General features: G+C 65.5%; 24 protein-coding genes. 10 read left to right on the top strand and 14 right to left on the bottom strand.

Features of this window, described 5'->3' with window-relative positions:
• Positions 1-20 precede the first annotated feature (20 nt).
• Positions 21-1,394 carry an amidase family protein gene (locus EN874_RS26060; RefSeq protein ID WP_127427854.1) on the top strand — a complete coding sequence of 458 codons (1,374 nt, stop codon included), beginning with the start codon at positions 21-23 and terminating at the stop codon, positions 1,392-1,394.
• A 73-nt stretch (positions 1,395-1,467) separates the two neighbouring features.
• Here EN874_RS26060 and EN874_RS26055 read toward each other — a convergent pair whose 3' ends face one another.
• From EN874_RS26055 to EN874_RS26045, 3 genes are all read right to left on the bottom strand, one after another.
• Positions 1,468-3,687, bottom strand: a complete 2,220-nt coding sequence (locus EN874_RS26055) for a diguanylate cyclase (protein ID WP_127427855.1) — start codon at positions 3,685-3,687, stop codon at positions 1,468-1,470.
• Between the two features lie 195 nt (positions 3,688-3,882).
• Positions 3,883-4,614: a DUF2270 domain-containing protein gene (locus EN874_RS26050; RefSeq protein WP_127427856.1), complete on the bottom strand. Its 732-nt coding sequence runs from the start codon at positions 4,612-4,614 to the stop codon at positions 3,883-3,885.
• Between the two features lie 107 nt (positions 4,615-4,721).
• The gene (locus tag EN874_RS26045; protein ID WP_127427857.1) at positions 4,722-4,928 is read right to left on the bottom strand and encodes a hypothetical protein; all 207 of its coding nucleotides are present in this window, start codon (positions 4,926-4,928) and stop codon (positions 4,722-4,724) included.
• Positions 4,929-5,313: 385 nt separating this feature from the next.
• On the opposite strand from EN874_RS26045, the gene EN874_RS26040 reads away from it, so the two are divergent.
• Both EN874_RS26040 and EN874_RS26035 read left to right on the top strand, forming a co-directional pair.
• A complete protein-coding gene (locus tag EN874_RS26040) occupies positions 5,314-7,506 on the top strand; it encodes a cation:proton antiporter (protein ID WP_168247621.1) in 2,193 nt (730 codons plus the stop codon).
• A gap of 93 nt (positions 7,507-7,599) precedes the next feature.
• Entirely contained in the window at positions 7,600-8,166 is a 567-nt protein-coding gene (locus tag EN874_RS26035; protein WP_127427859.1) for a GNAT family N-acetyltransferase, read from the top strand.
• Positions 8,167-8,500: 334 nt separating this feature from the next.
• Here EN874_RS26035 and EN874_RS26030 read toward each other — a convergent pair whose 3' ends face one another.
• A complete protein-coding gene (locus EN874_RS26030; protein ID WP_127427860.1) occupies positions 8,501-9,136 on the bottom strand; it encodes an ankyrin repeat domain-containing protein in 636 nt (211 codons plus the stop codon).
• Positions 9,137-9,339: 203 nt separating this feature from the next.
• On the opposite strand from EN874_RS26030, the gene EN874_RS26025 reads away from it, so the two are divergent.
• Positions 9,340-9,876: a GNAT family N-acetyltransferase gene (locus tag EN874_RS26025; protein ID WP_127427861.1), complete on the top strand. Its 537-nt coding sequence runs from the start codon at positions 9,340-9,342 to the stop codon at positions 9,874-9,876.
• Positions 9,877-9,890: 14 nt separating this feature from the next.
• On the top strand, positions 9,891-10,184 hold the full coding sequence (locus EN874_RS26020; RefSeq protein WP_127427862.1) for a DUF1330 domain-containing protein: 294 nt from the start codon (positions 9,891-9,893) through the stop codon (positions 10,182-10,184).
• Between the two features lie 47 nt (positions 10,185-10,231).
• Here EN874_RS26020 and EN874_RS26015 read toward each other — a convergent pair whose 3' ends face one another.
• The gene (locus EN874_RS26015; protein WP_127427863.1) at positions 10,232-11,440 is read right to left on the bottom strand and encodes an MFS transporter; all 1,209 of its coding nucleotides are present in this window, start codon (positions 11,438-11,440) and stop codon (positions 10,232-10,234) included.
• 433 nt (positions 11,441-11,873) lie between these two features.
• Here EN874_RS26015 and EN874_RS26010 point away from each other — a divergent pair, with 433 nt between their 5' ends.
• Entirely contained in the window at positions 11,874-12,293 is a 420-nt protein-coding gene (locus EN874_RS26010) for a VOC family protein (RefSeq protein WP_127427864.1), read from the top strand.
• Here EN874_RS26010 and EN874_RS26005 read toward each other — a convergent pair.
• The 7 genes from EN874_RS26005 to EN874_RS25975 form a co-directional block, all read right to left on the bottom strand.
• Complete coding sequence (locus tag EN874_RS26005) at positions 12,290-13,834, bottom strand: winged helix-turn-helix domain-containing protein (RefSeq protein WP_168247614.1); 1,545 nt, start codon at positions 13,832-13,834, stop codon at positions 12,290-12,292. The two genes, EN874_RS26010 and EN874_RS26005, sit on opposite strands and share 4 nt — an antisense overlap.
• 63 nt (positions 13,835-13,897) lie before the next feature.
• Positions 13,898-14,125 carry a hypothetical protein gene (locus EN874_RS26000; RefSeq protein WP_127427866.1) on the bottom strand — a complete coding sequence of 76 codons (228 nt, stop codon included), beginning with the start codon at positions 14,123-14,125 and terminating at the stop codon, positions 13,898-13,900.
• Between the two features lie 252 nt (positions 14,126-14,377).
• A complete protein-coding gene (locus EN874_RS25995; protein WP_127427867.1) occupies positions 14,378-15,271 on the bottom strand; it encodes a carbohydrate ABC transporter permease in 894 nt (297 codons plus the stop codon).
• Between the two features lies 1 nt (position 15,272).
• Entirely contained in the window at positions 15,273-16,211 is a 939-nt protein-coding gene (locus EN874_RS25990; protein ID WP_127427868.1) for a sugar ABC transporter permease, read from the bottom strand.
• 108 nt (positions 16,212-16,319) lie between these two features.
• Positions 16,320-17,645 (bottom strand): ABC transporter substrate-binding protein, encoded by a 1,326-nt coding sequence (locus tag EN874_RS25985; protein ID WP_127427869.1) that lies wholly within the window; start codon positions 17,643-17,645, stop codon positions 16,320-16,322.
• Positions 17,646-17,681: 36 nt separating this feature from the next.
• Positions 17,682-18,758 (bottom strand): sn-glycerol-3-phosphate ABC transporter ATP-binding protein UgpC, encoded by a 1,077-nt coding sequence (ugpC, locus tag EN874_RS25980; RefSeq protein WP_126084655.1) that lies wholly within the window; start codon positions 18,756-18,758, stop codon positions 17,682-17,684.
• Positions 18,759-19,134: 376 nt separating this feature from the next.
• Positions 19,135-19,734 (bottom strand): DUF922 domain-containing protein, encoded by a 600-nt coding sequence (locus EN874_RS25975; protein WP_127427870.1) that lies wholly within the window; start codon positions 19,732-19,734, stop codon positions 19,135-19,137.
• Between the two features lie 136 nt (positions 19,735-19,870).
• On the opposite strand from EN874_RS25975, the gene EN874_RS25970 reads away from it, so the two are divergent.
• From EN874_RS25970 to EN874_RS25960, 3 genes are all read left to right on the top strand, one after another.
• On the top strand, positions 19,871-20,104 hold the full coding sequence (locus tag EN874_RS25970) for a hypothetical protein (protein ID WP_126084653.1): 234 nt from the start codon (positions 19,871-19,873) through the stop codon (positions 20,102-20,104).
• An 89-nt stretch (positions 20,105-20,193) separates the two neighbouring features.
• Positions 20,194-21,294: an NAD(P)/FAD-dependent oxidoreductase gene (locus EN874_RS25965; protein WP_127427871.1), complete on the top strand. Its 1,101-nt coding sequence runs from the start codon at positions 20,194-20,196 to the stop codon at positions 21,292-21,294.
• A 120-nt stretch (positions 21,295-21,414) separates the two neighbouring features.
• A complete protein-coding gene (locus EN874_RS25960) occupies positions 21,415-22,044 on the top strand; it encodes a glutathione S-transferase family protein (protein ID WP_127427872.1) in 630 nt (209 codons plus the stop codon).
• Positions 22,045-22,085: 41 nt separating this feature from the next.
• Here EN874_RS25960 and EN874_RS25955 read toward each other — a convergent pair whose 3' ends face one another.
• A complete protein-coding gene (locus EN874_RS25955) occupies positions 22,086-22,622 on the bottom strand; it encodes an Hsp20/alpha crystallin family protein (protein WP_127427873.1) in 537 nt (178 codons plus the stop codon).
• A gap of 449 nt (positions 22,623-23,071) precedes the next feature.
• Here EN874_RS25955 and EN874_RS25950 point away from each other — a divergent pair, with 449 nt between their 5' ends.
• Positions 23,072-23,299 (top strand): hypothetical protein, encoded by a 228-nt coding sequence (locus EN874_RS25950; RefSeq protein ID WP_127427874.1) that lies wholly within the window; start codon positions 23,072-23,074, stop codon positions 23,297-23,299.
• Positions 23,300-23,312: 13 nt separating this feature from the next.
• Here the strand turns inward: EN874_RS25950 and EN874_RS25945 are convergent, their stop codons facing one another.
• Positions 23,313-24,320, bottom strand: coding sequence for an aldo/keto reductase (locus EN874_RS25945; protein ID WP_127427875.1), 1,008 nt, complete (start codon positions 24,318-24,320; stop codon positions 23,313-23,315).
• Positions 24,321-24,492: the final 172 nt, after the last annotated feature.

Raw genomic sequence — 24,492 nt, 5'->3', positions numbered from 1 at the left:
ACTCCCTCCGGAGAAAACACATGACCCACTCCGACACCACCTTCCTGACCGCCGGCGAGCTGGCGGTGGCGATCCGCGAGCGGCGCGTCAGCGCCGTCGAGGCGATGGAGGCACAGCTTGCCCGCATCGAGCTGGTCAATCCGCTCCTAAACGCCATCGTCACCCTCGACGAGGAAGCTGCCCGCGCCGGAGCGGAGGCCGCCGACCAGGCGCTCGCGCGCGGCGAAGCCGTCGGTCCGCTGCATGGCGTGCCGGTCACGCTGAAGGACGGCCATGCCACCGCCGGCATGCGCACCACTGTCGGCCTGGAGGCCTTTGCCGACCACGTTCCGGCGACGGACAGCACCATCGCTGCGCGGCTGCGCCAGGCCGGCGCGATCATCATCGGCAAGACCAACGTGCCGCCCAGGCTGCGCGATCTGCAGACCGTCAATCCGATCTTCGGCCGCACCGTCAATCCGTGGGACGTCACCCGCACGCCGGGCGGCTCCAGCGGCGGCGCGGCGGCCGCGGTCGCCGCCGGGCTGGTGCCGCTGGAGATCGGCAGCGACGCCGGCGGTTCGATCCGCGTGCCGGCGCATCTCACCGGCATCTACGGCTTCATGCCGACCGAGGCGACCGTGCCGGCCACCGGCAGCTATGCCGATCAGCCCGACATGCCGCGCAGCTTCCGCCTGTTGTTCGGTATCGGGCCCTTGGCCCGAGACGTCGACGACCTCATCCTCGCGCACCGCATCATCGCCGGCGCCGACGGCATCGACACCGAAGTTCCGCCTGTGACGACGGACGAAGTGCCGGAGCCGCCGCTCGGGCAGCTCCGGGTGGCTTTCGCGCCGGAATTCCCGGGCGTGCCGACCGCGTTCGACATCGCCGAGGCAATTGCAGGCTTCGCCGGCGCTATCGAGGTCGGGGGAGCGCGCGTGCGGGAGGCCCTGCCGCAGCATGATTTCGTGGCGGAAAGGGCGCTGCTCTCCGATCTCATCACCTGGTACTCGCAGGCCTTCCGGCAGCGCGAAGCCTTGCCCTCGCTGGCTGCCTATCTCGAGGCACTCAACCGGCGCGACGAATTCATCCACGCCTGGGAACGCTTCTTCGACGATTGGGACGTGCTGGTCTGCCCGGCGATGATGTGCACCGCCTTCCACCACCGCGAGACGGGGGCGCCGATCCCCGTCGACGGCGTCGAGACGCCGTACTGGAGCGCGCTCAGCCACGCCTGCCGCTTCAACCTGACCGGGCATCCGGCCGCCGTCATCCCGATCGGCCTCGACCGCGGGGGCCTGCCGATCGGGGCCCAGCTCGTCGGCCGCCGCCATTCGGATATGAAGCTGCTGGCAGTCGCCAAGGCGCTCGCGCGGCTTACCGACGGCTTCGTCAGGCCGCCGGGATTGTAAAGCAGGCGGCGCTCCGGAGTTCATCGCCGACCGCACGGCGAGTAGCCCGATCGGCCCCGCGCTGCCGGCGGCCTCAGCCCTTGACGTCCGCGCCCGATTTCTTCGACGGCACCAGCTGGATCGCGGGGCGCTCGCCCGGCGGGGTGTTCCTGGCCACGACCACACGGTCGCGGCCCTCGGCCTTGGCATCGTATTGCGCGTGGTCGGCGGCGTTGGTGAGCTCGGCCCAGCCCGCGCCATGCTCAGGATAGGCTGCGACGCCGAACGAGGCCGTCACGGTGCCCAGCGTGCGGCCGCGATGCGCCAGATGCAGATTCTTGATCGCCTGTCGCAGCGTTTCAGCGCGCTCGGCGCCCTCCTGAAGCGAGCATCCCGGCATGACGAGCGCAAATTCCTCGCCGCCATAGCGCGACACCACATCGCTGTCGCGCGCATGCTCGATCAACGTCGCCGCGACCTGCTTCAGCACGAGGTCCCCGGCCTCGTGGCCGAACGTGTCGTTGAACTGCTTGAAGTGGTCGACGTCGAGCATGATGACCACCAACGGCTGGCTCGAACGCTCCATGCGCCTGAGCTCGCGGCTGCTGGTTTCTTCGAGGTAGCGCCGGTTGAACAGGCCAGTGTTCGGATCGCGGATCGACTGCTGCCTGAGCGTCTCGCGCAGGCGCAGATTGGCCAACGCCAGCGCCAATGTGTCGACGACGCCGCGCAGGATCTGCTGCCGCTCGGCGAGCCATTGCGGCTTCTCGGCCGCGTTTGGCTCGCACAGGTGCAGGATGCCGAGCGTCTCGCCCTGCGCGGCCAGCGGCATGCAGACATAGCCCTTCTTGCCGTTCTCGGTGATATGCGCGCAACGCGGTGTCAGCATGCCCGGTCCGGCGACATGCTCCTGGCCGCGCCGCAGCGCCCAGCAATCTTCCGGCGCGAATTGGGTGATGCTCGAGCGGACATCGCCCCAATGGGCCATCTCCTCGACCATGTTGCGCGAGGCGCTGGTCAGATGCACGCTGCCGCTTAAACCGCCAAGGAACTCGGTCATCGCCGTGCCGACCACCGAGAAGGCCTCGGGGAAAGTCACGCAGGCTTGCAGCAATTCGCCGAGCTTGACCAGCCGGGTCGTCGTCTCCGACTTCTCGTGCAGCTCGCGATTGAGGATGGCCAGTTGATCGGCGCGCTCGTTGACGATGCCTTCGGCGCGGCGCAATTCACTGATGTCGTTGAGGGTCAGCACCAGGCCGCCTTCCGACCGGCTCAGCGGGCTGCAGCTGGCGATGACAGGCATTTGCGAGCCATCCAGCCTGGCCAGGCGCACTTCGCCCTGGTGCTGGCGCCCGGTAGCCAAGGCCATCTCGACGGGCGACGTCCCGCCGGTGAAGTCGCCGCCCTTCGCGTCGTGCAGCTTCACCGCCAGGTCCCATTGCAGCCCGACGATCTTGTCGGCGCGCCGGCCGATCATCGTCGTCGCGGCCGGGTTGACGCTGACGATGCGGCCGTCGCCGTCGAGCACCGCGATGCCCTCGGCCACCGTCTCGACGATGTCCTCGATATGCGCCCGCGCCGACGCGAGCTGATCGGCCATCGTGTTGAAGCCGTCGGCCAGCTGCCCGAACTCGTCCTTGCGGGCATGGCTGATGCGCGTCATGGCGTTGCCCCGCGCCAGCGCCTGCATGCCGTGCATCATGTCCTTGAGGCCGGAGCCGAAGCGGCTGAGCAGCAGCCAGGCGAAACCCGCCGCGACCAGCATGGCGGCGGCCGTGCTGAGGCCGACCAGCCAGAGCAGGTTATTGGTGCGCTGCTCGGCGGCGTTGACCACGGGATCGTATTCCAGCAGCACGGCGCCGACGATATTGTCCTCGCCCCGTTCGATCGGAACGGCCAGGATGGCGTTCATCTCGTTCTGATCGACGAACTTGCGTGGGATGCCGTCTTGCAGTGTCTGGCCGACCTCGTTGCCGGGGTCGTGGTCGAATTTGTCGCCGGCCTTGTGCTCCTCGTCGGCGGCATGGGCGACGATTACCTTGTTGCGATCGACGACGATGAAATCCCGCCGCGCGCGCCGATGCTGCTGCTCCAGGAACTGCGTGAGCGCCTCGGGCCGATCGAGCAGCGAAGGCGTACCGTCGGAGGGCTTGAAGACGATAGTGTCGGCGAGCTCGCGCGCGACATTGGTCGCTTCGATCAGCCCGAGATATTTGGTCGCCGTCATCTGCGTGAAGATGGCGACACCGCCAACCAGCCCGATCAGCGCCGCGGCGCTAACCATGCTGAGGATGATCTGACTCTTAATGCGCACCGCATGGCCCTGCAGGCAACAGCGCTTTTCTGGTTGCGAATCCAGGCCTGTCTCTCATCCGTCGTCTTTTATTACCAAATGCTTATCAACGTGCTAACGGCGGCGCGGCCCTGAGGTTGTCCCGGCAGGCATCGGCGTGCGCTTTGCTTCTTCGAAAGCTGTGGCTGATTTGAAAAAAGTTGCGGCTTTCGCCGCTCACACATGCACGTCGCCGAACGAAAGCTCGCCGTCGTCGGCGCTGATCAGGAAAGCCGCGGCGAGCATGCCGACATAGAACACCGCCACACCGCACACCACCACGACGCCAGGGATCGGCCCGAGCGTCGCCACCCGGAACGTGTCGAGGAGTGACGCGCCGAAGCCGATGGATGAGCCTTCGCGCGCCAGGCTTGGCGTGGTGATCTTGAGCACCCAGGCGAGCATCAGGATCGTGTACATGAAGACGTAGTTGCGGCGCAGCCGCCGGACCAGCGCCGCGCGCTGCGAGATGAGGAAGCGCGGCGAGCGCAGGCCCTCGCCAAGGATCGCCAGCCAGTTGGAGGCGAAATCCGGCTGCGGCGAGAAGATCTGCGCGAAGTAGTAGCGCTCGAACTGGCGCACCCGCGCCCGGTAGACGTCGAAGAAGCGGTAGCGGCGCGCCTCGATCCACAAAAGCAGCGTGATCAAGAGCATGGCGAAGAGCAGCACGCCGTGATGGGCGCTCGGCGTCGACAGCGACACCGAGAGCATCGCGGCAACGACCGTGATCGACCAGTTGCTGGTGCGGTCGAGCCGGTCGCGCCAGCCGGCCATGCGCGCGATCTCGGCGCGGTGGAAATGCGACATGGTGGTAGCGAATTCGGAAGACGTCAGCTTCAGCGCGAACGCGTCGGACCCTCGCGGCGCAGCGGCCGCCTCGGCTGGCTTTATGGTCTGGACCTGTGACATTCCCCTTGCCACGTGCCTCCCGCCGTGGCCGGCCGAACGAGCCGGCCACACCCCATATAGCATAATGTGCGGCCGGCAAAAATGTTCCCGCTGTTCAGGCGGATAAGTCAGGATGCGATGGGAGGCAGCGCTCGCTTTGAAGCAGCCGGAAATGGCACCACTTCGGCCTCGGGCTTGGCATATTGGGCGGTCGCTACCGCTTCGATCACAAGGTCGAGCGCCGCAAGCGCCATGCGGCTGGTTTCGTCGTCGCCGCGAAGATAGTGGCAGGCCCTGTCGAGGTGCAGGTGCGCGGCGGCAAAGTCGCTTTTCATTAGCTTCTCCTTATTGCCCGCCTTGTATCGACCATGCGCGAGTCGCTTTACCCAAACGCAAACATCCACAATCGCATTTGAATAGAATTGTCGCGAACTTTCCTCGTCCCCGCAAAGCGGGAAGAGGTGTCCGCGAAGCGGGCGGAGAGGGTCGGTCGTAGGGCGCTCCTTTCTCCGTCTCGGCTTTGCCGAGCCACCTCTCCTCCACTATCGTAGGGGCGAGGAAAGGCCGTGTAACCGATGGATATGCGAAACCGTTATCGCCAAGCATAATCGAGGGGTGCAGAAATTGTCCTTCCTACCGAATCGGCGCTGGACGATTGCACTTGGCGCCGCGTCGCTCCTTTTGACGCCGGCCGTCGCCTGGGCTGCCGAGAAGACCGGCATGTCCAGCGAAGGGATCTTCGTTCTCGAAGTGATCCTGCTGCTCGTCGTCGGCCGCGGCATCGGCGAATTGCTGGAGCGCCTCGGCCAGCCGGCGGTGATGGGACAGCTGATCGGCGGCATCCTGCTCGGCCCCTCGCTGCTCGGCTGGCTCTGGCCCGCGGCCGAGCGCCTGGTCTTTGCCGGCGATGCCGCGCAGAAGTCGATGATCAACGCCATCGCCCAGCTGGGCGTCCTGATGCTTCTGCTGCTGACCGGCATGGAAACGGATCTGAGGCTGGTGCGCCGCGTCGGCCGCGCCTGCTTTTCCATCTCCGCCGCAGGCGTCGCCGTGCCTTTCGTGCTCGGCTTCACGGCGGCGCAGTTCATGCCGGCATCGCTGCTCGCCACCGGCAGCGAGCGTGTCGTTGCCGGGCTTTTCCTCGGCACGGCGCTGTCGATCTCCTCGGTCAAGATCGTCGCCATGGTGGTGCGCGAGATGAACTTCATGCGCCGCGACCTCGGCCAGGTCATCGTCTCCTCGGCCATCATCGAGGACACGATCGGCTGGGTGATCATCGCCATCACCATCGGCATCGCCACGCATGGCCGCATCGAGCTCGGCAGCCTCGCCTTCACGCTCGCCGGCGTCACCGCCTTCATGGGTTTTTCCTTCACGCTCGGCCGGCGCATCGTCTTCGACGCCATCCGCTGGACCAACGACACCTTCCGCTCGGAATATGCCGTGGTCACCGTCATCCTCGCCATCATGGGCGCGATGGCGCTGATCACCGACCTGATCGGCGTGCATACGGTGCTCGGCGCCTTCGTCGCCGGCATACTGGTCGGCGAGTCGCCGATCCTGTCGCGCCACATCGAGGGGCAATTGCGCGGCGTCATCACCGCGCTCTTCATGCCGGTGTTCTTCGGCGTCGCGGGTCTGTCTGCCGATCTCACCGTGCTTGCCGATACCCAGCTTGCGCTGCTCACCGTAGCGCTGGTGGTGATCGCCAGCATCGGCAAGTTCGGCGGCGCCTTCATCGGCGCCGAATTTTCCGGCATGAGCCGCAGCGAGGGCATTGCCGTCGGCTGCGGCATGAACGCGCGCGGCTCGACCGAGGTCATCGTCGCCTCGATCGGCCTATCGATCGGCGTGCTTTCGCACAACCTCTTCACAATGATCCTCACCATGGCCGTCATCACCACTTTAGCCATGCCCCCGACGCTGCGCTGGGCGCTGGGCCGGCTGCCGATCGGCGAGGCGGAGAAGAAAAGGCTGGAGCGCGAGGAGGTCGACCAGCGCGGCTTCATCGCCAACCTGGAGCGGATCCTGGTGGTGGTCGACGAGGGCGTGGTCGGCCGGTTCGCCGCCTACCTTGCCGGCGTGATCGGCGCCGGCAAGCCGATGACGGCGCTGCATGCCAGCGGCGAAAGCGAAGCCGAGCCCGGCGAGGCGGCGCATCTCGACGAGATCGAGAAGGGCGCCGAGGAGGGCCGCGAGGCGGCGAGGCAAGCCGACGAGGAGCCGGCGCATGAAACGCCGCTCATGCGCCGCCGGCACGATGACCCGCTCTCGGCCGAGGCGGTCGCCAGGGAAGCGCGCAAGGGCTATGGCATGCTGTTGATCGGTCTCGGACGCGCCGTGACTTCGAAAGGCAGCTTCTCGCATCGCCTGAACGAGATCGCCGGCGCCTTCGACGGCCCGCTCTGCCTGGTGCTGAAGCCGACGGGCGCCGGCCGGCATATGCCGAGGCTCGGCCACCAGTCGGGCCGGATCCTGGTGCCGGTCAACGGCACGTCGGTCGCCCGCCGTGGCGCCGAGCTGGCGCTTTCCATCGCCGCCGTGACCGGCGCGCCGGTCAAGATGCTCTATGTTGCGCGGGTCGCCCGTGACGAGCCGCGTGACACGGTTTCGCATCGCCGCAGGGAGGCTGTGCTGAAGGACATTGTCGCGCTTGCCGACCGCTATGGCGTCGAGATCGAGACAGCCATCCGCTCGCGGGCCGCCGCCGCCGACGCCATCGCCCGACAGGCCGGCAGGAACGTCGCGCTGATCGTCATGGGCGTGGCGCGGCGGCCGGGCGACGAGCTCATCTTCGGTGAAACGACGAGCGGCGTGCTGCAGCGCTGCCCGTGCCCCGTGGTGCTGGTCTCCGACGCGCGCCTGCGCCGCGACGACGAGGGCAGGGAGGCGCTGAGGTCGGGGACGGGGTGAGGGGCAGGCGATTGACCAATCTCCTCCACGGGGGAAATCGGCAGCTTCGACGCCCGCCCAAAATCGGTTATCCTCGGCGCTCGGAGGTTGGCGATGAGCTTCAGCACAAAACCGCTCGACGAAACCACCTGGCCGCATTTCGCCGCGCTGGTCGAACGGCACAATGGCGTGTGGGGCGGCTGCTGGTGCATGGCCTTCCATGCCAAGGGCGTTGGCGCCGCCGGCAACCGCGACGCGAAGCAGGCGCTGGTGCGCGAGGGCCGGGCGCATGCCGCGCTCGTCTTCGACGGTCCGGCCTGCGTCGGCTGGTGCCAGTTCGGCCCGACCGCCGAATTGCCGCGCATAAAGCACCGGCGCGCCTATGAGGAAGGGTTGGCGGCGCTGCCCGACTGGCGCATCACCTGCTTCTTCTCCGACAAGGCTCTTCGCGGCAAGGGCGTGGCCGTGGCAGCCCTTGCCGGCGCGCTGACCGAGATCGGCCGTCTCGGCGGCGGCACGGTGGAAAGCTATCCGGAAGATGCCGAAGGCCGGAAGGTCGCCGGCGCCTTCCTGCACAACGGCACGCTGGCGATGTTCGAAGCCCAGGGTTTCAGCCGCAACCGCCGGATCGGCAAGCATCGCTGGGTGGTGGAGAAGAGGGTGGCGGCGCAAAACGATTAGAGCAATTCAGCAATTCATAGAATCGCCGAACCGTTCTAAGTATTTGTTTTTACGCAATTCCGGACGGAAAACCGTTACACACTTTTCCTGGAATTGCTCTAGCAGCTCCCACCCTCCGATTGCAGCGCCGCTGCGGAGGGCCGGCAGCCTGAGGGCACTGTCCTTCCGGCCATCACCGCCATCATCTGGCCCCGGCACGGTTCCTCTTTCGCTGTCGCCGGGCCGGCACGCGGCGCAGCTTGCAGTCGCCGCGCGCCCGTTCAAACCGCGGCGCGGTCATGTGCATGGGCGCTGCCGCTGTGGCGATCGCGCTACAATACTGAAGGCATCTCGCTCACTCGCCTTCGAAGAAAGCGTGAATCGCTGCGTCCAGCTTCCCGATGAGCTCAGCGTTGCGCGTGCTGCCGGCCCAGATCAGCGCGTTCAGCCGCATGTCCTTGTTGAGGAAGTTCACCTTCCGGGAGTCCAGCAGATACTCGGCGACTTCGTAGTGCCGTCCCTTGATGGCCTCTATGAGCGCGCTGTTGCGTCCCGTCTTGTCGGCCAGATTGACGTCCGCGCCATGCTCGAGGAGCAGCTTGACGACATCGAGATGGCCGTTCCTTGCCGCTTCGATCAGCGCCGTCCTGCCGTAATAATCGGCGCGGGCGTTGATATCGATCCGGGGATGTCTCACCAGGGCCAGGATGCAGTCGTAGTGCCCCTTGGCGGCGGCCAGGCTCAAGGGCGTGCTCTTCCATCTGTTCCTGGAATTGACGTCGATTGCCGGGTGCGCAATCAGCGCCTCGAGCGCCGCCATACGGGCATTGTGGGCGGCGAGGTGCAGCGCCGACCAGCCGCCCTCGTCGGCCTGGTTGATGTCCGCCCCGGCGGCGAGTTCCGCGCGCACGGCCTCCGCGTCGCCTTTCTCGGCCGCGACCAGCAGGTTCGACCAGGTCCTGGCGTCTTCGGCTTCCAAGCTTGCCGTCACTGCAATGTTCCCCGGATCATGGTGCGTGCCGGCAAGTGGCCGGAACGCATCGGTTTGCGGCTTCCCTGGCGGAGGGTTTCACAGTAGCCGGCATCCGGCAAATGGATTTTCGCGCCAGCCAAGGCGTGGCTCCGCTCGGCCCTTGATCTGAGTGCACGCCAATATAACATAGCTCCATTCCAACGGCGCTTGGCATTCCGCGAATGGCCGGCCAGGAGTTGCAGTACCGGACAGCGACCCGCGACGACATCGAAGGGATTTCGGCGCTGATGGCGCTGGCGATCGCCGAACTGCAAAAACCCTTCCTCGATGACGCCCAGATCGAATCCAGCCGCGCCATCATGGGTCTCGACACCCAGCTGATCGACGACGGAACCTACTTCGTCGTGACCTGCGGACAAGCGCTTGCCGGCTGCGGCGGCTGGAGCCGGCGCGCCACCATGTATGGCGGCGACAAGACGCCCGGGCGCAGCGCCGCATTGCTCGATCCCGGCAGGGACGCAGCGCGCGTGAGGGCGATGTACACTCACCCCGATTTCGTGCGGCGCGGCGTTGGCCGCCTCATCCTGTCCGTCTGCGAAAACGCCGCGAGGAAGGAAGGCTTCCGCCGTGTCGAGCTCGGCGCGACGATGGCCGGAGAGCCGCTCTACCGGGCCTGCGGCTACCAGCTGGGCAAGAGGATCTTCGACGACACTGGCGGCGCGCCGGTGCCGATCCTGATGATGTGGAAGACGATTTGAGAGGGAGAGCTGCGATGTCCGCCTATCTGATTGCCGATGTCGAAATCACCGACATAGCCGTTTTCGACGAGTACAGGCGCGAGGTCCCGGCGACGGAGGCGCGCTATGGCGGGCGCTATCTTGCGCGCGGCGGCGCGACCAGGGTGTTCGAGGGCGACTGGGAACCGCACCGCCTGGTCATCATCGAATTTCCCGACATGGCTTCGCTCGCCGCCTGGTACGACTCGCCGGAATATGCGCGCCTGAAGGAAATCCGCTTCCGCAGCGCCCATACACGCATCATGGCCATCGAAGGGGTGTCGGCTTAGCTGTCGCTCGCCCCCGGTATAGCGGGGGCGAGCAACCCAGCTTCCGCTTACGCCATCTGCAGCCGCTGCCGGCTTGGCTGCGGCGGGAAGGCGATGGCGATGCCGGCGGCGCCGAGACCCACCAGCGCCGAGCCGATGAACAGCCAGGAATAGCTGGCATAGGCGTCGTAGATCATGCCGCCGGCCAAAGGCCCGAATGACATGCCGAGGCTGGAGAGCATGGTGGCGGCGCCGAGCACGGTGCCGATGATGCGTCCGCCGAAATATTCGCGCGCCAAGACCGCGTAGAGCGGCATGACGCCACCATAAGTGGCGCCGAAGATGACGGCCAGTATGTAGAAATGCTCCAGACGGCCGGCGCCGAGATAGGCGGCGATCACCAGGCCCTGAATGGCGAGTCCGGTGACCAGCACGGGCTTCACGCCCAGCCGATCGGCAAGCACGCCGTAAAGCAGGCGCCCGCCGAGCCCGGCAAGGCCCTCGACGCTGTAGATCGAGACGGCCGCCATCGGCGCCACGCCGCACGCCATCGCGTAGCTGACCATATGGAAGATCGGCCCGGAATGCGCTGCGCAGCAGGCAAAGAAAGTGAGGCCGAGGATCAGGAATTGCGGTGAGCGCAGCGCCTGGCCGACGCTCATGCCGGGATCATCGTTGGCAGGTCGTGGCGCGCCATCGGATGCCGCAGTCGCCGCCGGCGGCTGGCGCACCAGCAAGACGGCGGGCAGGAGAAGCACCCAGGCCATGACGCCGATGTCGAACATGGCGGTGCGCCAGTCATAGGCCGAGATCAGCCAGCGCGCGAAGGGCGAGATGGTCATCGGGGCCACGCCCATGCCGGCCGAGACCAGCGATACGGCAAGGCTGCGGTTGGTGTCGAACCAGGCGGTGGTGAGCGCGATCATCGGCGCGAAGAAGGCGCTGGCCGCAAGGCCCACGATCACGCCGTAGCTGAGCTGGAAGACCAGCAGCGAGTTGGCGCGGCTCGCCACCACCAGAGCGAGGCCAAGCAGCACCGCGCCGGCAAGCACGACGGGACGCGCCCCGACACGGTCATAGATCGAGCCCCAGGCGAAGCCGCCTACGCCCATCACGAGGAAATTCAAGGTCATGGCGCTGGAAATGCCGGCGCGCGACCATTGGGTGTCGAGCGACATCGGCTCGAGAAAGATCGCCAGCGAGAACATTGCGCCGAGCGCCACACAGGTCATCAGCGCGCCAGCCGCGACAATGACCCAACGATAGGAATGGTTCATGGTTCGTCTCCATGCCGTAAGGCATCCTGTTTGATGCGGCACGCTTTTGCCAGGTTCATCGTGCCGCTTGCGTCCGAAGGACGCCGCAGGAGAAGCCGATCCTACAATCTGGTTGCATTTTTTATCCGGATTTTGTTGGGGTGGAATATTGGGCTGTCGCCTGCAAGGCTGAGTTCCCTTCGCGCCCCCTCTGTCCTGCCGGACATCTCCCCCACTTGGGGGGAGACTGGCAGCTTAGGCGCAGGCGCTTTCCCGCAATGTTGGAGATTAGCGAAAGGCCCAGTGACGGCTGATCTCCCCTTGTGGGGAGATGGCCGGCAGGACAGAGGGGGGCGCTGTCCCGCCGACGTCTCAGTGTCAGCAGACCGCCATACCCCGCATTGACCGCTCGCTGGCCGCTTCTAAATTGACCCCCTCAACCAGGAGGACACCCATGGAACTCTATCGCGGCCGACTCATCGACCACATCCAGCTTGTCGTGCTCGACCTGAAGGCCAGCCGGCGCTTCTATGGCGCGGCGTTCAAGGTGCTGGGCATTCCGGTCGGCGGCGAGGCCGACGATTACTTTTGGGCCGACGAGCTGTTCGTCTCCAGCGCCGACAGCCGGGCGGCGCAAGGCGTGCTCACCGGTCGCCACCATCTCGCCTTCCAGGCCAAGGACCGCGCGATGGTCGACGCCTTCTACGAGGCTGGGCTGGCCGCCGGCGGCAGGGACAACGGCGCGCCGGGCGAGCGCCCCTACCACCCCGGCTACTACGCCGCCTTCCTGCTCGACCCCGACGGCAACAACATCGAGGCGGTGTTCCATGGGGAGGCCAGGCGGAACGCCGCGGCCGTGGAGATCAGCTTCTAGGGAGGGTCCCGGCCGATACAGCCGGCCGCGTCCCAGCCGGCGAGCTCGAGCCCGCGACGGAGTCGTTCGCGGTCCTCAGCGCGTTCCATGCGCATTTCCCGGACGATCTGGGCGATGGTGAGGTCAGGCTCCAAGGCGCGACCTTCCCTGACGCAGGCCAACGCCTTAGCGTGGTCGCCGGCAAATGCGTGGCATGCGGCCAGCCGCGCCCATTGCCAGGCGCTCTTGCGGGGCAGGCATGAGAAGGACGCCGCCGCTTCCTGATAGCGGCCGACGGCCAGCAGGGCTTCGCCGCGATCGTAATAATACCAGGTCGGATGCATGGGATTGAGCTGGACGGCTTTGTCCAGCAGGGCGAGTCCAGCCTCGCCGTCACCGCGCATGGCGCGGAAGAAGCCGGTCTGCGCCAGCGTGTCGGCGTCATAGGGATTGAGATCGACCGCGCGGGCGAAATGTTTTTCGGCGGCGTCGTACTCGTCACGGCCGCGATAAAGCAGGATCAGCGCCAGCATGCGGTGGCATCGCGCCTCGTCGGGACTAAGCGCGATGGCATGGAGCGCGCGGTCCCGCGCCTGGTCGAGCACGGCGCGTGGCGCATCGGCGTAGCCGCCGATGATGACATCTGCGAGCGCCAGATAGGCGTTCGCCAGGCCGGAACGAGGATCGAGCTCGATGGCCTTGAGGAAATGCTCGCGCGCATCCTGGTTGACCCGTTCGCCATAGCTGCGCAGCAATTCCTTCCCGCGCAGGAAATGCAGATAGGCTTCGACATTGGCTGCCGCCGCGGGCAGGCCGCGCCGCATCACCGCGCTTTCGACGTTGGCGACCAGGGCCGTCACGATGCGTTGCGCCACCATCGTCTGGAACGTGAAGATCTCGCCTTTGGCGAAAGTGAAGGTCTGGGCCCAGACGCGCCGGCCGGACGCCGTTTCGGTCAGGACCACCCGTGCGCTGTAATCCGCTCCGGCAGTCTCGACGCTGCCTTCACTGACATAGTCGGCCCCGAGGCGCTCGGCGGTCGCGCGGATGTCCTCGCGCGAATATTCGGCCAGAGCGAATGCGGAATGACGCCCCAGCACGGCGACGGTCTTGAAGTAGGACAGCGCATTGGTGATCTCCTCGACCGCGCCGTCGAACAATGCCTTGGCGGCGCTGTCGGCCGGATCGACATGGAACGGCAGGACGGCCACCATCGGCTCCGCCCGGGCGGCAGCCATGGCGCCCGCATGCGGAGTTGCCGCCTCGACCTCGGGGGCTTGGAACAGATAGCCGCGGCGCGGCACGGTGCGGATCAGCGCCTGCGCTTCGTCGCCGATCGATTTGCGTGCATCGTGGATCGATTGGGTGAGGGAGTCGTCGGAGACGATGATTCCCGGCCAGACAGCCTGCAGCAACTCTTCCTTGCTCAGCACACGGCCGGGATTGCGCGTCAGATAGGCCAGCAGCTCCAGGGTCTTCGGCCGGACCGGCACGATCTCGCCGTCACGCCGGAGCGTACCCCGGTCGAGATCGAGCACCGCGCCGCCGATCCGTAGCGCCAAGCTCTTGCCCCATCGCCGCGCTTCATCGCGCGCCGTTAATGGGAATGGCAAATGCCGGCAAGGTCAAGCTGGAAACAAGTGCAAGCCCGAAAAGAGGCCGCGCAGGCGAGACCTTGGTCTGGGCGGCTCGGTGACCGCAGCCTTCTCGCTGGACGCCACCCCTTCGAGGTAGGCCAGCATCTCGTTGCTCTCGCCACAACATGGACCGCCAAATCCGGTCGAAAGGAAACGAAGCATTTCCTCTCGTGCCAGCTGGGCAGGCGGGAACGGCGCTTCGGCGTTGATATGCATGATCAACCTCCAGGTAGCCAGCGGCAGCGGTGCTCGCTGCAGGGTCGCTCATCGGCTGTTTGCGCAAGCATCGCCGCGACAGGGGCGCTTTGTCCTGAATGGCTGCTGATATTTTGCTGAATTCCATCGCAATCGGTTCACGGCCGGCAGGCATGCGCAGGCCGTGCCGCGATAGCGGGCTATGCTGTCAACAATCCCGACGCCGCTCCGGCATCCGCGATGCTGCGAAGCCGGTGCCGACGCGAGGCGACGCTATTCCTTCACCGCGCCCGTCATCGAGGAAACATAGTGCTCGACGAAGAAGGAATAGAGCACGACGACCGGCAGCGAGCCGATCAGCGCGCCCGCCATCAGCGCTCCCCATTCATAGACGTCCGAGCGGACCAGCTCGGTCAGCACACCCACCGGCACCGTCTTCTTCTCGGACGACTGGATGAAGGTCAGCGCGTAGATGAATTCATTCCATGACAGGGTGAAGGCGAAGATGCCGGCCGAGATCAGGCCAGGCACCGAAAGCGGCAGCACGATCTTGGTGAGGATCTGCCAGCGAGTTGCGCCGTCGATGAGCGCGCATTCCTCCAGCTCGAACGGGATCGAGCGGAAATAGCCCATCAGGAGCCAGGTGCAGAACGGGATCAGGAAGGTCGGGTAGGTGAGGATCAGCGCGAACGGAGTGTCATAAAGGCCGAGATTGAACACCATGACCGACAGCGGAATGAACAGGATCGAGGGCGGCACCAGATAGGCGAGAAAGACGGCGAGGCCGACCTGGCGCGCGCCCGAGAACCGCAGCCTTTCGATCGCGTAGGCGGCAAGCACCGCGGCCGCCAGCGACAGGAAGGTGGCGGCGGTGGAGATGATCACCGTGTTGAAGAGCCAGCCGGGATAAGAGGTCTCGAGGAGCAGGTAGCGTATGTGCTCCAGCGTCGGATGCACCACCCAGAACGGGTTGTAGTTCACATAGTCGGTCATCTCGACATTGGGCTTAACCGCCGTGATCGTCATCCAGTAGAACGGAAACAACAGCACGATCAGAAACACCAGCAGCGGCAGATAGACCGTCACCACCCGGCGCGGCAGGCTTTGCAGGTAGCCCATGCCGCCTTCGTCGGTGCACATGCGCTCGACTTCCTTGATCGCGGCCATGTCAGTCTCCGCCGCCTTGCTGCCACCTGCGCCGTTGCAGGCCGAAATAGCTGAACAGGATCGCCGCCAGCAGGAAGGGGATCATGGCGACGGCGATTGCCGCGCCTTCGCCGAGCTGGCCTCCTGAGATGCCGCGCTGGAACGACAATGTCGCCATCAGATGCGTGGCGTTCACCGGCCCGCCGCGGGTCAGCACATAGATCAGCTGGAAATCGGTGAAGGTGAACAGCACCGAAAACGTCATGGTGATGGCGATGATCGGCGTCAGCAGCGGCAGCGTTACATGGCGGAACAGTTGCCAGCGGCTGGCGCCGTCGAGCGTGGCGGCTTCATAGAGCGATTGCGGGATCGTCTGCAGGCCGGCAAGCAGCGTGATGGCGACGAAGGGAATGCCGCGCCAGACATTGGCCGCGATGACGGAAGCGCGCGCATTGGTCGGGTCGCCGAGAAAGTTGATGCGGTGGTCGATCAGTCCCATCTGCTGCAGCCCCCAGGACAGGATCGAGAACTGTGAATCGTAGATCCACCAGAAGGCGATGGCCGACAGCACCGTCGGCACCACCCAGGGCAGCAGCACTACCGCGCGGAAGAACGACTTGAAGGGCAGTTTCTCGTTGAGGATGAGCGCCAGCCAGAGGCCCAGCACGAACTTCAGGATCGAAGCGCTGACCGTGTAGAGCAGCGTGTTGAAGACCGAGAGCCAGAATACGCTGTCGCTCCACAGATACTCATAGTTCTCGGCGCCGATGAAGATGCCCGGGCGGCCGATGCGCGTATCGGTGAAGCCGAGCCATATGCCGAGCCCCAGCGGATAGGTGAGAAAGACCAGGAGCAGCGCCGCCGCCGGCAGCATGAAGCCGAGGCCGAGGGTGTTGCGGCTTTCTGCGAGCCGCGAAAGCATCGACGGACGTTGCTGAACGGCAACGGATGGCACGGCCATGGCGCGGGCTCCCTGCGAGGTCTGGTACAGCGTGCGGGGCGGCCGCTGTCCGTTCCGGATGCTTCCGGACGACGGGCGCGGCCACCCCGGTTCAGGCGACGAACAGGATCAAACGCGATAGTAGCGGTTGGCGCGCTTCTCCGCCTCTTCCATTGCTTCCTGCGGCGTGGCCTGGCCCGTCACGGCCTTGGCGAACATGTCGACCAGCACATAGTCGGCCATGGTCGCCGCCGAGGCATAGCCGAGCGGCCCGGCATAACCGTTGGGGCGCAGCGTCGCCGAGGCCTTCGCGTAAGCCGCATTGTTCGGGTCGGCCTTCCACACCGGATTGCTGTCGAAGGCTTTCAGCGTCTGGCAGCAATAGCCGGCCGACGAGGTGATCCAGTCCGACATCTGCGGATCCTCGAACATGAACTGCAGATAGGCTTTGGCCGCGTTGGGATAGGGCGTGTAGTTGAAGATGACAGCCGTGGTCACCTGGAACAGCTCGACCGATTTCCCGACCGGACCGATCGGCAGGTTGGTCGTGCGCATGTCCTTGGCGATTTCGGTCAGTTTCGGATCCTTGTCCTTGTTGACCTTGGCGGTGTTGTAAACGGAGATGCCGTTGGCGATGACGCTCACCTCGCCGGCCAGGAAGGCGCGGTTGTTGTTGACGTCGAGCCAGCTTTCCGTGCCCGGGATGAAGGTCTTGTAGAGCTCCTGCGCATACTGGATCGCCTTCAGGGTCTCGGGGCTGTTGATCGTCACCTTGCCTTTCTCGTCGACCATCTGGCCGCCATGGCTCCACAGCAGCCAATGCGCGTAATTGTTGCCGTCGCCGACGCCGTGGCCATGCGTGAAGCCGGCCGGATGGCCCTTCGCCTTGAGCGCCTTGCAGAGTTCGAGGAAGCCGGCCGTGTCCTTCGGGAATTCGGAGAAACCAGCCTCCTTCACCCAGCTTTCGCGATAGACGATGGCGTTGCCGATGGTGGCAAGCGGCAGGCCGAGGAACTTGCCCTCGCGCGTCGCATACTGCTTCGGCCCATCGTGCCAGCCGCCATATTTCTTGCCGAGATGGTCGCCGAGTTCGGTCACGTCGAGCAGCTTGTCGGGATATTGGTGCGGATCGTCGAACCAGACCAGCATCAGGTCGGGGCCGGAGCCGACATTGGCGGCGACCGCGGCCTTCGGCCGGATATCCTCCCAGCTTTCCTTATCGACGCGGACCTCCACGCCGGTGGCCTCGGTGAACCGCTTGGTGTTTTTCAGCCACTGGTCCTCGTCGCCCTGCACGAAGGGCGACCAGCGCAGCAGCCTGAGCTTCGCACCGTCCTCGGGCTTGTAGGTGAGGGCGTCCTGCGCAAAGGCCGCCGAGCCGACAAAGCGGCTGCCCAAGGCTCCAGCGGCCGCGCCGGCGGTCGTGCGGATCACGTCGCGTCTGGTGAACTTCATGCTCGTCTCCTCCTGTGTGTTTCCTCGCTGGGTGGCTTATCGCGCCGCTTCGATCCGCTGGCCGGTTTCGCCGTGGAACAGATGGATGGGCCCGGGCTCGACCGACAGCCGGATGGTGTCTCCCGGCGCGAAGGAATGGCGCTCCCGGAAATTGGCGACGATATCCTCGCCGCCGGCCGTCCGGCCGATGATCTGCACCTCCGAGCCGGTCGGCTCGATCACCACCACCGTCACCGGAATGCCGTCCTCGGCCAGCCGCAGATGCTCGGGCCGCACTCCGAGCACGATAGCCTCGCCGTTGCCGATCGAGGGTGGTTTCGGCAGAGGCACGGAAACGCCTCCCGCGCCCCGGAACGACGGCGCGCCGTCGTTGGCGAACGTGCCCTTGAGCAGGTTCATGGCGGGCGAGCCGATGAAGCTCGCGACGAAGAGGTTGTTCGGCCGGTCGTAGAGTTCCAGCGGCGGTCCGATCTGCTCCACGACCCCGTCATGCATGACCACGATCTTGTCGGCCATGGTCATGGCCTCGATCTGGTCGTGCGTGACATAGACCGTCGTGGTCTTCAGCCGCTGGTGCAGTTCCTTGATCTCGGCGCGCATCTGCACCCTCAGCTTTGCGTCGAGGTTCGAGAGCGGTTCGTCGAACAGGAACACCTGCGGATTGCGCACAATGGCCCGGCCCATGGCGACGCGCTGCCGCTGGCCGCCTGAAAGCTGGCGCGGATAGCGCGACAAAAGCGGCACCAGCCCGAGGATTTCGGCCGCCCGCTTCACGCCCGTATCGCTTTCCGCCTTCGGGACGCCCTTGAGCATGAGCGAGAACGCCATGTTCTCGGCAACGGTCATGTGCGGATAAAGCGCGTAGTTCTGGAACACCATGGCCACGTCGCGCTCCTTTGGCGCAACGTCGTTGACGATGCGGCTGCCGATCGAGATATGGCCGCGCGAGATCTTTTCCAGTCCGGCGATCATCCTCAGAAGCGTCGATTTTCCGCAGCCGGAGGGGCCGACCAGCGTGACGAACTCGCCGTCGTCTATGTCGACGCTGACGCCATGCAGGATCTGGGTAGCCCCGAACGATTTGTAGACATCGCCAATCGCGACAGACGCCATCGCATTCCTCCCGATGGTCCCTGCGAAGTCTCGCGGAGAGCCGTTTCTATCAGGTGTGGCCGAAACGGATGCCGGCAAGCATCCACCACTGGCGTCGGCGACGTCTGCCCCAGCTCCCCCGGGTCACGCGACTGTGAAACGGTAGCGCTACCAAATCCGCCTGTAAAGCGGCGGCGCGCACGCTTATGCTTTCGTCGTTGGGGACAACGGGCAAAGCCCGCCGCGAGGCGAAGTCAAGCTAGGGCACGTCTCGCGAAAGTAGGAACCGGCCATGCGTATGATCAAAACCTAAAGCGCGTGGAGCAAACCTGAAAGATCGCGACGCGCTTTGGGCCGCGGCTTTGCCGCCGATCAACCGGCCGATACCCAGCCCCTCTCAGCCCCCGATCAAAAACGCCGCGATCAGCTTCTGCAAATTTCCGCCCTGGCCGAACTCCACCTTGTCGAAATCGTGGCTGGCCTGGCGCTGGGCCCTGGAGAGCTGGTCGAGATATTGCGTCAGCTCTGCCCTGATCTTCGTGCAGCCGGGGTCGTCGGCGACGGTGAGGCCAGTGCTGAAGGCGACGATCTTGTCCACCATGTCGACGATGCCGGCGCCGTGCACCTTCTCATGCGCGGCGAGCCCATCGGCAAACGCATTCCAGCGCGCCTGCACGGCGGGGGCAAGTTTCCCGGCGGGTTTGGGCAGCGTATAGGTGATGATGAGTTTTGGCCGCGCCGTCTTCAGCACGCAGGCACCGCCTTGCGGCCGGTAGTCCCGCTGCCAGGTCAGCTTGAAGAAAGTGTGCGCGATGGCCCGCCGCTCGTTGCCGGCCGGGTCCTTGCCGATCACCGGGCCTTTCTCGCCGATCGAGACATAGAGCGCCTCCACCGTTTGCCCCGAGATGGCATAGGTCGCGACCTTCTCGACCGGTTTCCAGTCGGCGAGAGCGGGCGTGGCGAGCAGCAGGGCGGAAAGCAGCAGGGCGGGTTTCATGAGGACTCTACAGGATCGCGGAGCGAGGCTTCGTCCATAGCGGTTGTCGGTGCGGGAGCAAAGATGGCGACGGCATCGGAACCTGCTCCACCCGCCCGCCGTTTCCTTGCATCGTTCCGACCCAGGGGAGACAAGGATGACCCGCAACGAGATCATTTCCGTTCTTGGCCCGGTCGATGAGGCCGTGATCGCCGACATCGCGCTCACCGGTGCCAGCCTCGAGGAATTGCGCGAGGCCTTCGCTTGGATTGGCGCCGACGAGGCGCTGGTGAACGAGGGCCGCGCGATGCCGGGCGCCAGGGTGGCGCGGCTGATCGAGATTCTGGAACCGCCCGAAGACGAGCCCGAGGTGCCTGGCGCGATGGAGTAACGCTGGCGCGCGGGGTATAGGTGATTTCCCCCACTTGCCCCTCCGACACCGCGGGCATAGCTTCTTCCTGCCTTGGGGAGGAGGCTAGCTTGGACACCAATGTCGTCATTGTCGGCGCCGGGCCGGCCGGTCTGGCCGTCGGCGCCTGCCTGCAACAGGCTGGCGTCGATTTCACCATTCTGGAAAAGGCCAGCGAGGTGGCGCCGGCCTGGCGGCGGCATTATCGCCGGCTGCATCTCCACACGGTGAAGTCCTTCTCCTCGCTACCCTTCGTGCCGTTCCCCAAAAGCCACCCTCGTTACGTCCCGCGCGAAAAGGTGGTCGTCTATCTCGATGCCTATGCCCAGCGCTTCGGCCTGAAGCCGCGGTTCAACGTGACGGTGAAATCGATCCGCCGCGCGGGCGAGAAATTCCTGGTCGAGACCGATGCCGGCGGCATCGTCGCCCGGAAAATCGTCGTCGCCACCGGCAACAATGCCGAACCGATCGTGCCGGGCTTCCCCGGCATCGAGGCGTTCGAGGGCGAAGTGCTACACAGTGCCGCCTACACCGAAGCGGCGTCCTATGTCGGCAAGGATGTGCTGGTCGTCGGCATGGGCAACACCGGCGCCGAGATCGCGCTCGACCTCGCCGAAAGCGGTGCGCATCCGGCGATCTCGGTGCGCAAGGGCGTCCACATCGTGCCGCGCCAGCTCTTCGGCGTGCCGATCCAGATGGTGGGCATCGCCAGCCGGCCGATGCCGCAGTCCCTGAACGACTGGATGTTCCCAAAAATCCTCGACCTGGCGTTGGGCCGACTGGAGAAGTACGGCATCAGACGGCCGAAGACCGGCATTCTTGCGCAGATCGACGCCGGCCGCATTCCGGTGATCGATGTCGGCACCGTGGCGGCGATCAAGGCGGGCAGGATCAGCATCCTCCCCGACATCGTCCGCTTCACGGAGGACGGCGCGAAATTCACCGACGGGCGCGAGCAGAAATTCGACGCGGTGATCTTCGCCACCGGCTACCGGCCGGGCTATGACGGCATCCTGCCGGCGGAGCTCAGGCCGGCAAAGAGCGGCGTCAATCCGCGAGCGTCCGATCTCGGCGTCTATCTCGTCGGCTTCTACAATCCGGTCACCGGCCTGCTGCGCGAGATCGGCATCGAGGCGCAGGCCGTGGCGAAGGATATTGCGAGGCGGGGGTGAACACTCCCAAGTGCTGCATTGGGGGTGTTCAAATGCCGAGAGTCGGCGCCGCATGAATCGGGTGGCGCCCATACATGCTCCATGCGAGGCCACCCCATCTGCACGAGAGGGGACCCAGCCATGTTCACGCTCTACGACTACCTGCCGTCGCAAAACGCCTGGAAGGTGCGCGTCTTGCTGGGGCTGCTCGGCATCGCGTACGAAACGCGGCAGGTGTCGATCTTCGAGGGTGAGAGCAGCACCGAGGACTTTCTCAAGCTCAATCCGGCCGGCGCCGTCCCGGTGCTTGGCCTGGAGAACGGCGAGGCGATCGCCGAGTCCAACGCCATCCTCGTCTACCTCGCCGAGGGCACGCCCTTTCTGCCGGCGGACCGCTTCTCCCGGGCCAAGGTCATGCAATGGCTGTTCTTCGAGCAGTATCATGTCGAGCCGGTCATCGGCTCGCTGCGCTTCTGGACGCTGACCGGGCGGCTGGAGCGCAACCAGCCGATGGTTGCCGGCAAAAGCGAGGCGGGTGCCCGCGCGCTCGGCGCTCTTGAGCGCAGCCTGCAGGACACGCCGTTCCTCGTCAGCGGCTCGCTCACCATCGCCGACATCGCCGTCTACGCCTATAGCCACCGCGCTGGGGATTGCGGCTTTGCGCTTGCCGATTATCCGGCGGTCGGCGCCTGGATCGATCGGGTCCGCGAAGCGATCGGCCCCGCTTATCCCGTCCATCCCTACAGCATCGATCCGCATTCGGGCGGTTGAACTGCCGGCCGGGCGCAGCGCGCCCAGCCGGCGAGCGGGCTTCAATGCTTGCTCTTGGTGGAGCCGGCACCGGCACCGCCGATCGGGATACGCCTGGCCTTCGCCTGGGCGCGCGGAGTCTTGGGCAGCGTCACTGTGAGCAAGCCATTGTGGAAATCCGCGCGCACCTTGTCTTCCTCGACCTCGGTGCCGAGCGGGATGCGACGCTCGAAGCGGCCATAGAAGTGCTCGGAGAACTGCCTGTCCTTGTCCTCGGTCTGCGATTTCTTCTCGCCGCGCAGCGTCAGCACGCCGTCGTCCAGCATCAGCTCGACATCCTTCTCCTCCATGCCGGGCATCTCGGCCGTGATGCGGACCTCGGAATCGGTATCCGAGATTTCGACGCTCGGCCATCCGGCGCGACCGCCAAAAGACTCAGCGAGCGACGGCATCCTGCTGCCAAAACCGCGGAATGCGTCGTCGAACAAGCGGTTCATCTCGCGATGCAGCGCCATGAAGGGGTCGCGATCGCTGTCGCGATAGAGACCGGGGGCCTGATTTCCTTCCCTGGCCCAAGGAATGAGATCACGAATTGCCATTTCAATGTCTCCTTTCTCGGTTGCGTGAGGCGATGCAGGTGCCTGGGCACCGGACAGCTTCGAGGCTGTGCACTGCCTGGCCTGACTGGTCCTCCAGGGCGTCGGCCGCACTTCAAACACACCCGGTATGTCCAGCGCTTGCGCACGAGATCGGCTAGCATCGATCTGGTGATTGGTTCGCCGAAGTCAAGGCCCGCTTTGGCGCTGCGTCAGGCTTTTTCGAAGGGCCGACGGACGCGATGATTTTCCAGTCTGCCTGTCGTCGCCGCGCGACGATGGAACATGCCGGAACGGAAGGCCGTGCAGGGCGTTTCCGTTCAAGCAATTTCGGGAAAGCGCGTGGCGGTTTTCTGGCCGGAATTGCGCAAAAACAAATGGTTAGAGCAGTGAGCCGACGCCGTTCGCGCAAGACGCCGGCCTGCTTTCCCGCAGCACAATGGAGATCAGGAATGGTTCGCCCCATCGCCATCGCCAGCCTCGCCGCCGGCATTGTCAGTCTGCCCGCCGTGGCGGCGGAGGAGTACTGGGTCGCCAGGGATGCTGTCTCGAAGCAGTGCGAGATCGTGCCGAAGAAGCCGGACGGGACGCTGGTCGTCGATCTCGGCAAGAAGAAATACGCCAGCGAAGGGGAGGCCAGGAAGGCGATGGAGGCGTTGCCGGACTGCAAGAAGAAGTAGGAGCTGACAGGGCCTACCGATCCACCATCGACATCGTCCGCTCGTTATATCTCGGCCCTGACACCTTGTCGGGCGTCAGCGCCATGTCTAGCCCGAGCATCTCGGTGGCATCGAGTTCGATGTCGGCCGCCGCGACATTTTCTTCGAGATAGGTCCGCCGCTTGGTGCCGGGGATGGGCACGATGTCGATGCCGAATTCCGGCCCCTTGGCGAGCAGCCAGGCGATCGCCACCTGCCCGGGCTTGACGCCCTTTGCCGCGGCGATGTCGCGCACTGTGGCCGCCGCCGCGACATTCAAGTCGAAATTCTCGCCCTGGTAGCGCGGGTCGCCGCGCCTGAAATCGCCTTCCGGATAGTCTTCCGCGCGCCTCACGTCGCCGGCAAGGAAGCCGCGTCCGAGCGGCGCGAACGGCACCAGGCCGATGCCGAGCTCGGCAAGCGCCGGGATGATCTCGGGCTCGAGGTTGCGCTCCCACAGCGAATATTCGCTCTGTAGCGCCGAGACGGGATGCACTTGATGCGCGCGGCGGATATTGGCGATACCCGCTTCCGATAGGCCGAAGAAGCGCACCTTGCCTTCCGCCACCAGCTCGCCGACCGTGCCCGCCACGTCCTCCATCGGCACGGCCGGGTCGACGCGGTGCTGGTAGAGGAGGTCGATATGGTCGGTGCCGAGGCGCTGCAGCGAGGCGTCCACCGCCTCGCGGACATGCTCTGGGCGGCTGTCGCGGGCGGTCCCGTCCTGCTTGCCGTCGACAATGCGGAAGCCGAACTTGGTGGCGATCGTCACTTTATCGCGCCGGCCCCTCAGCGCGCGGCCGAGCAGCTCCTCGTTGAGGAAGGGCCCATACACCTCGGCCGTGTCGAGGAAAGTGCAGCCGAGCTCGATCGCCCGGTGGATCGTCGCGATCGACTCCGCCTCGTCCGCCGGCCCGTAGGACTGGCTCATGCCCATGCAGCCGAGGCCGATCGAGGAGACGACGAGCCCCTGGCCCCCGAGTTTCTGCTTGCCCAGGCTCATGCGTCTTGCTCCGGCCGAATTTGCAACTCGGCTAAATTATAGAGCTGGGACGGAACGCGTCCAGCGTCGGCCTCTGCGGCGCTTGATCCAGGTCAAACGAGACGCAAAAGCGATATCGTATGGTGCGGTCTGTCTTGGGAAGGACACAAGGCGGGCGGGTGGTTCCGGCCGA

This window comes from Mesorhizobium sp. M1D.F.Ca.ET.231.01.1.1, assembly GCF_003999155.2.
Classification (GTDB): Bacteria; Pseudomonadota; Alphaproteobacteria; order Rhizobiales; family Rhizobiaceae; genus Mesorhizobium.
The sequence above is the reverse complement of the archived record's forward strand: the minus strand, read 5'-3'. Positions and strand labels throughout refer to the sequence as shown.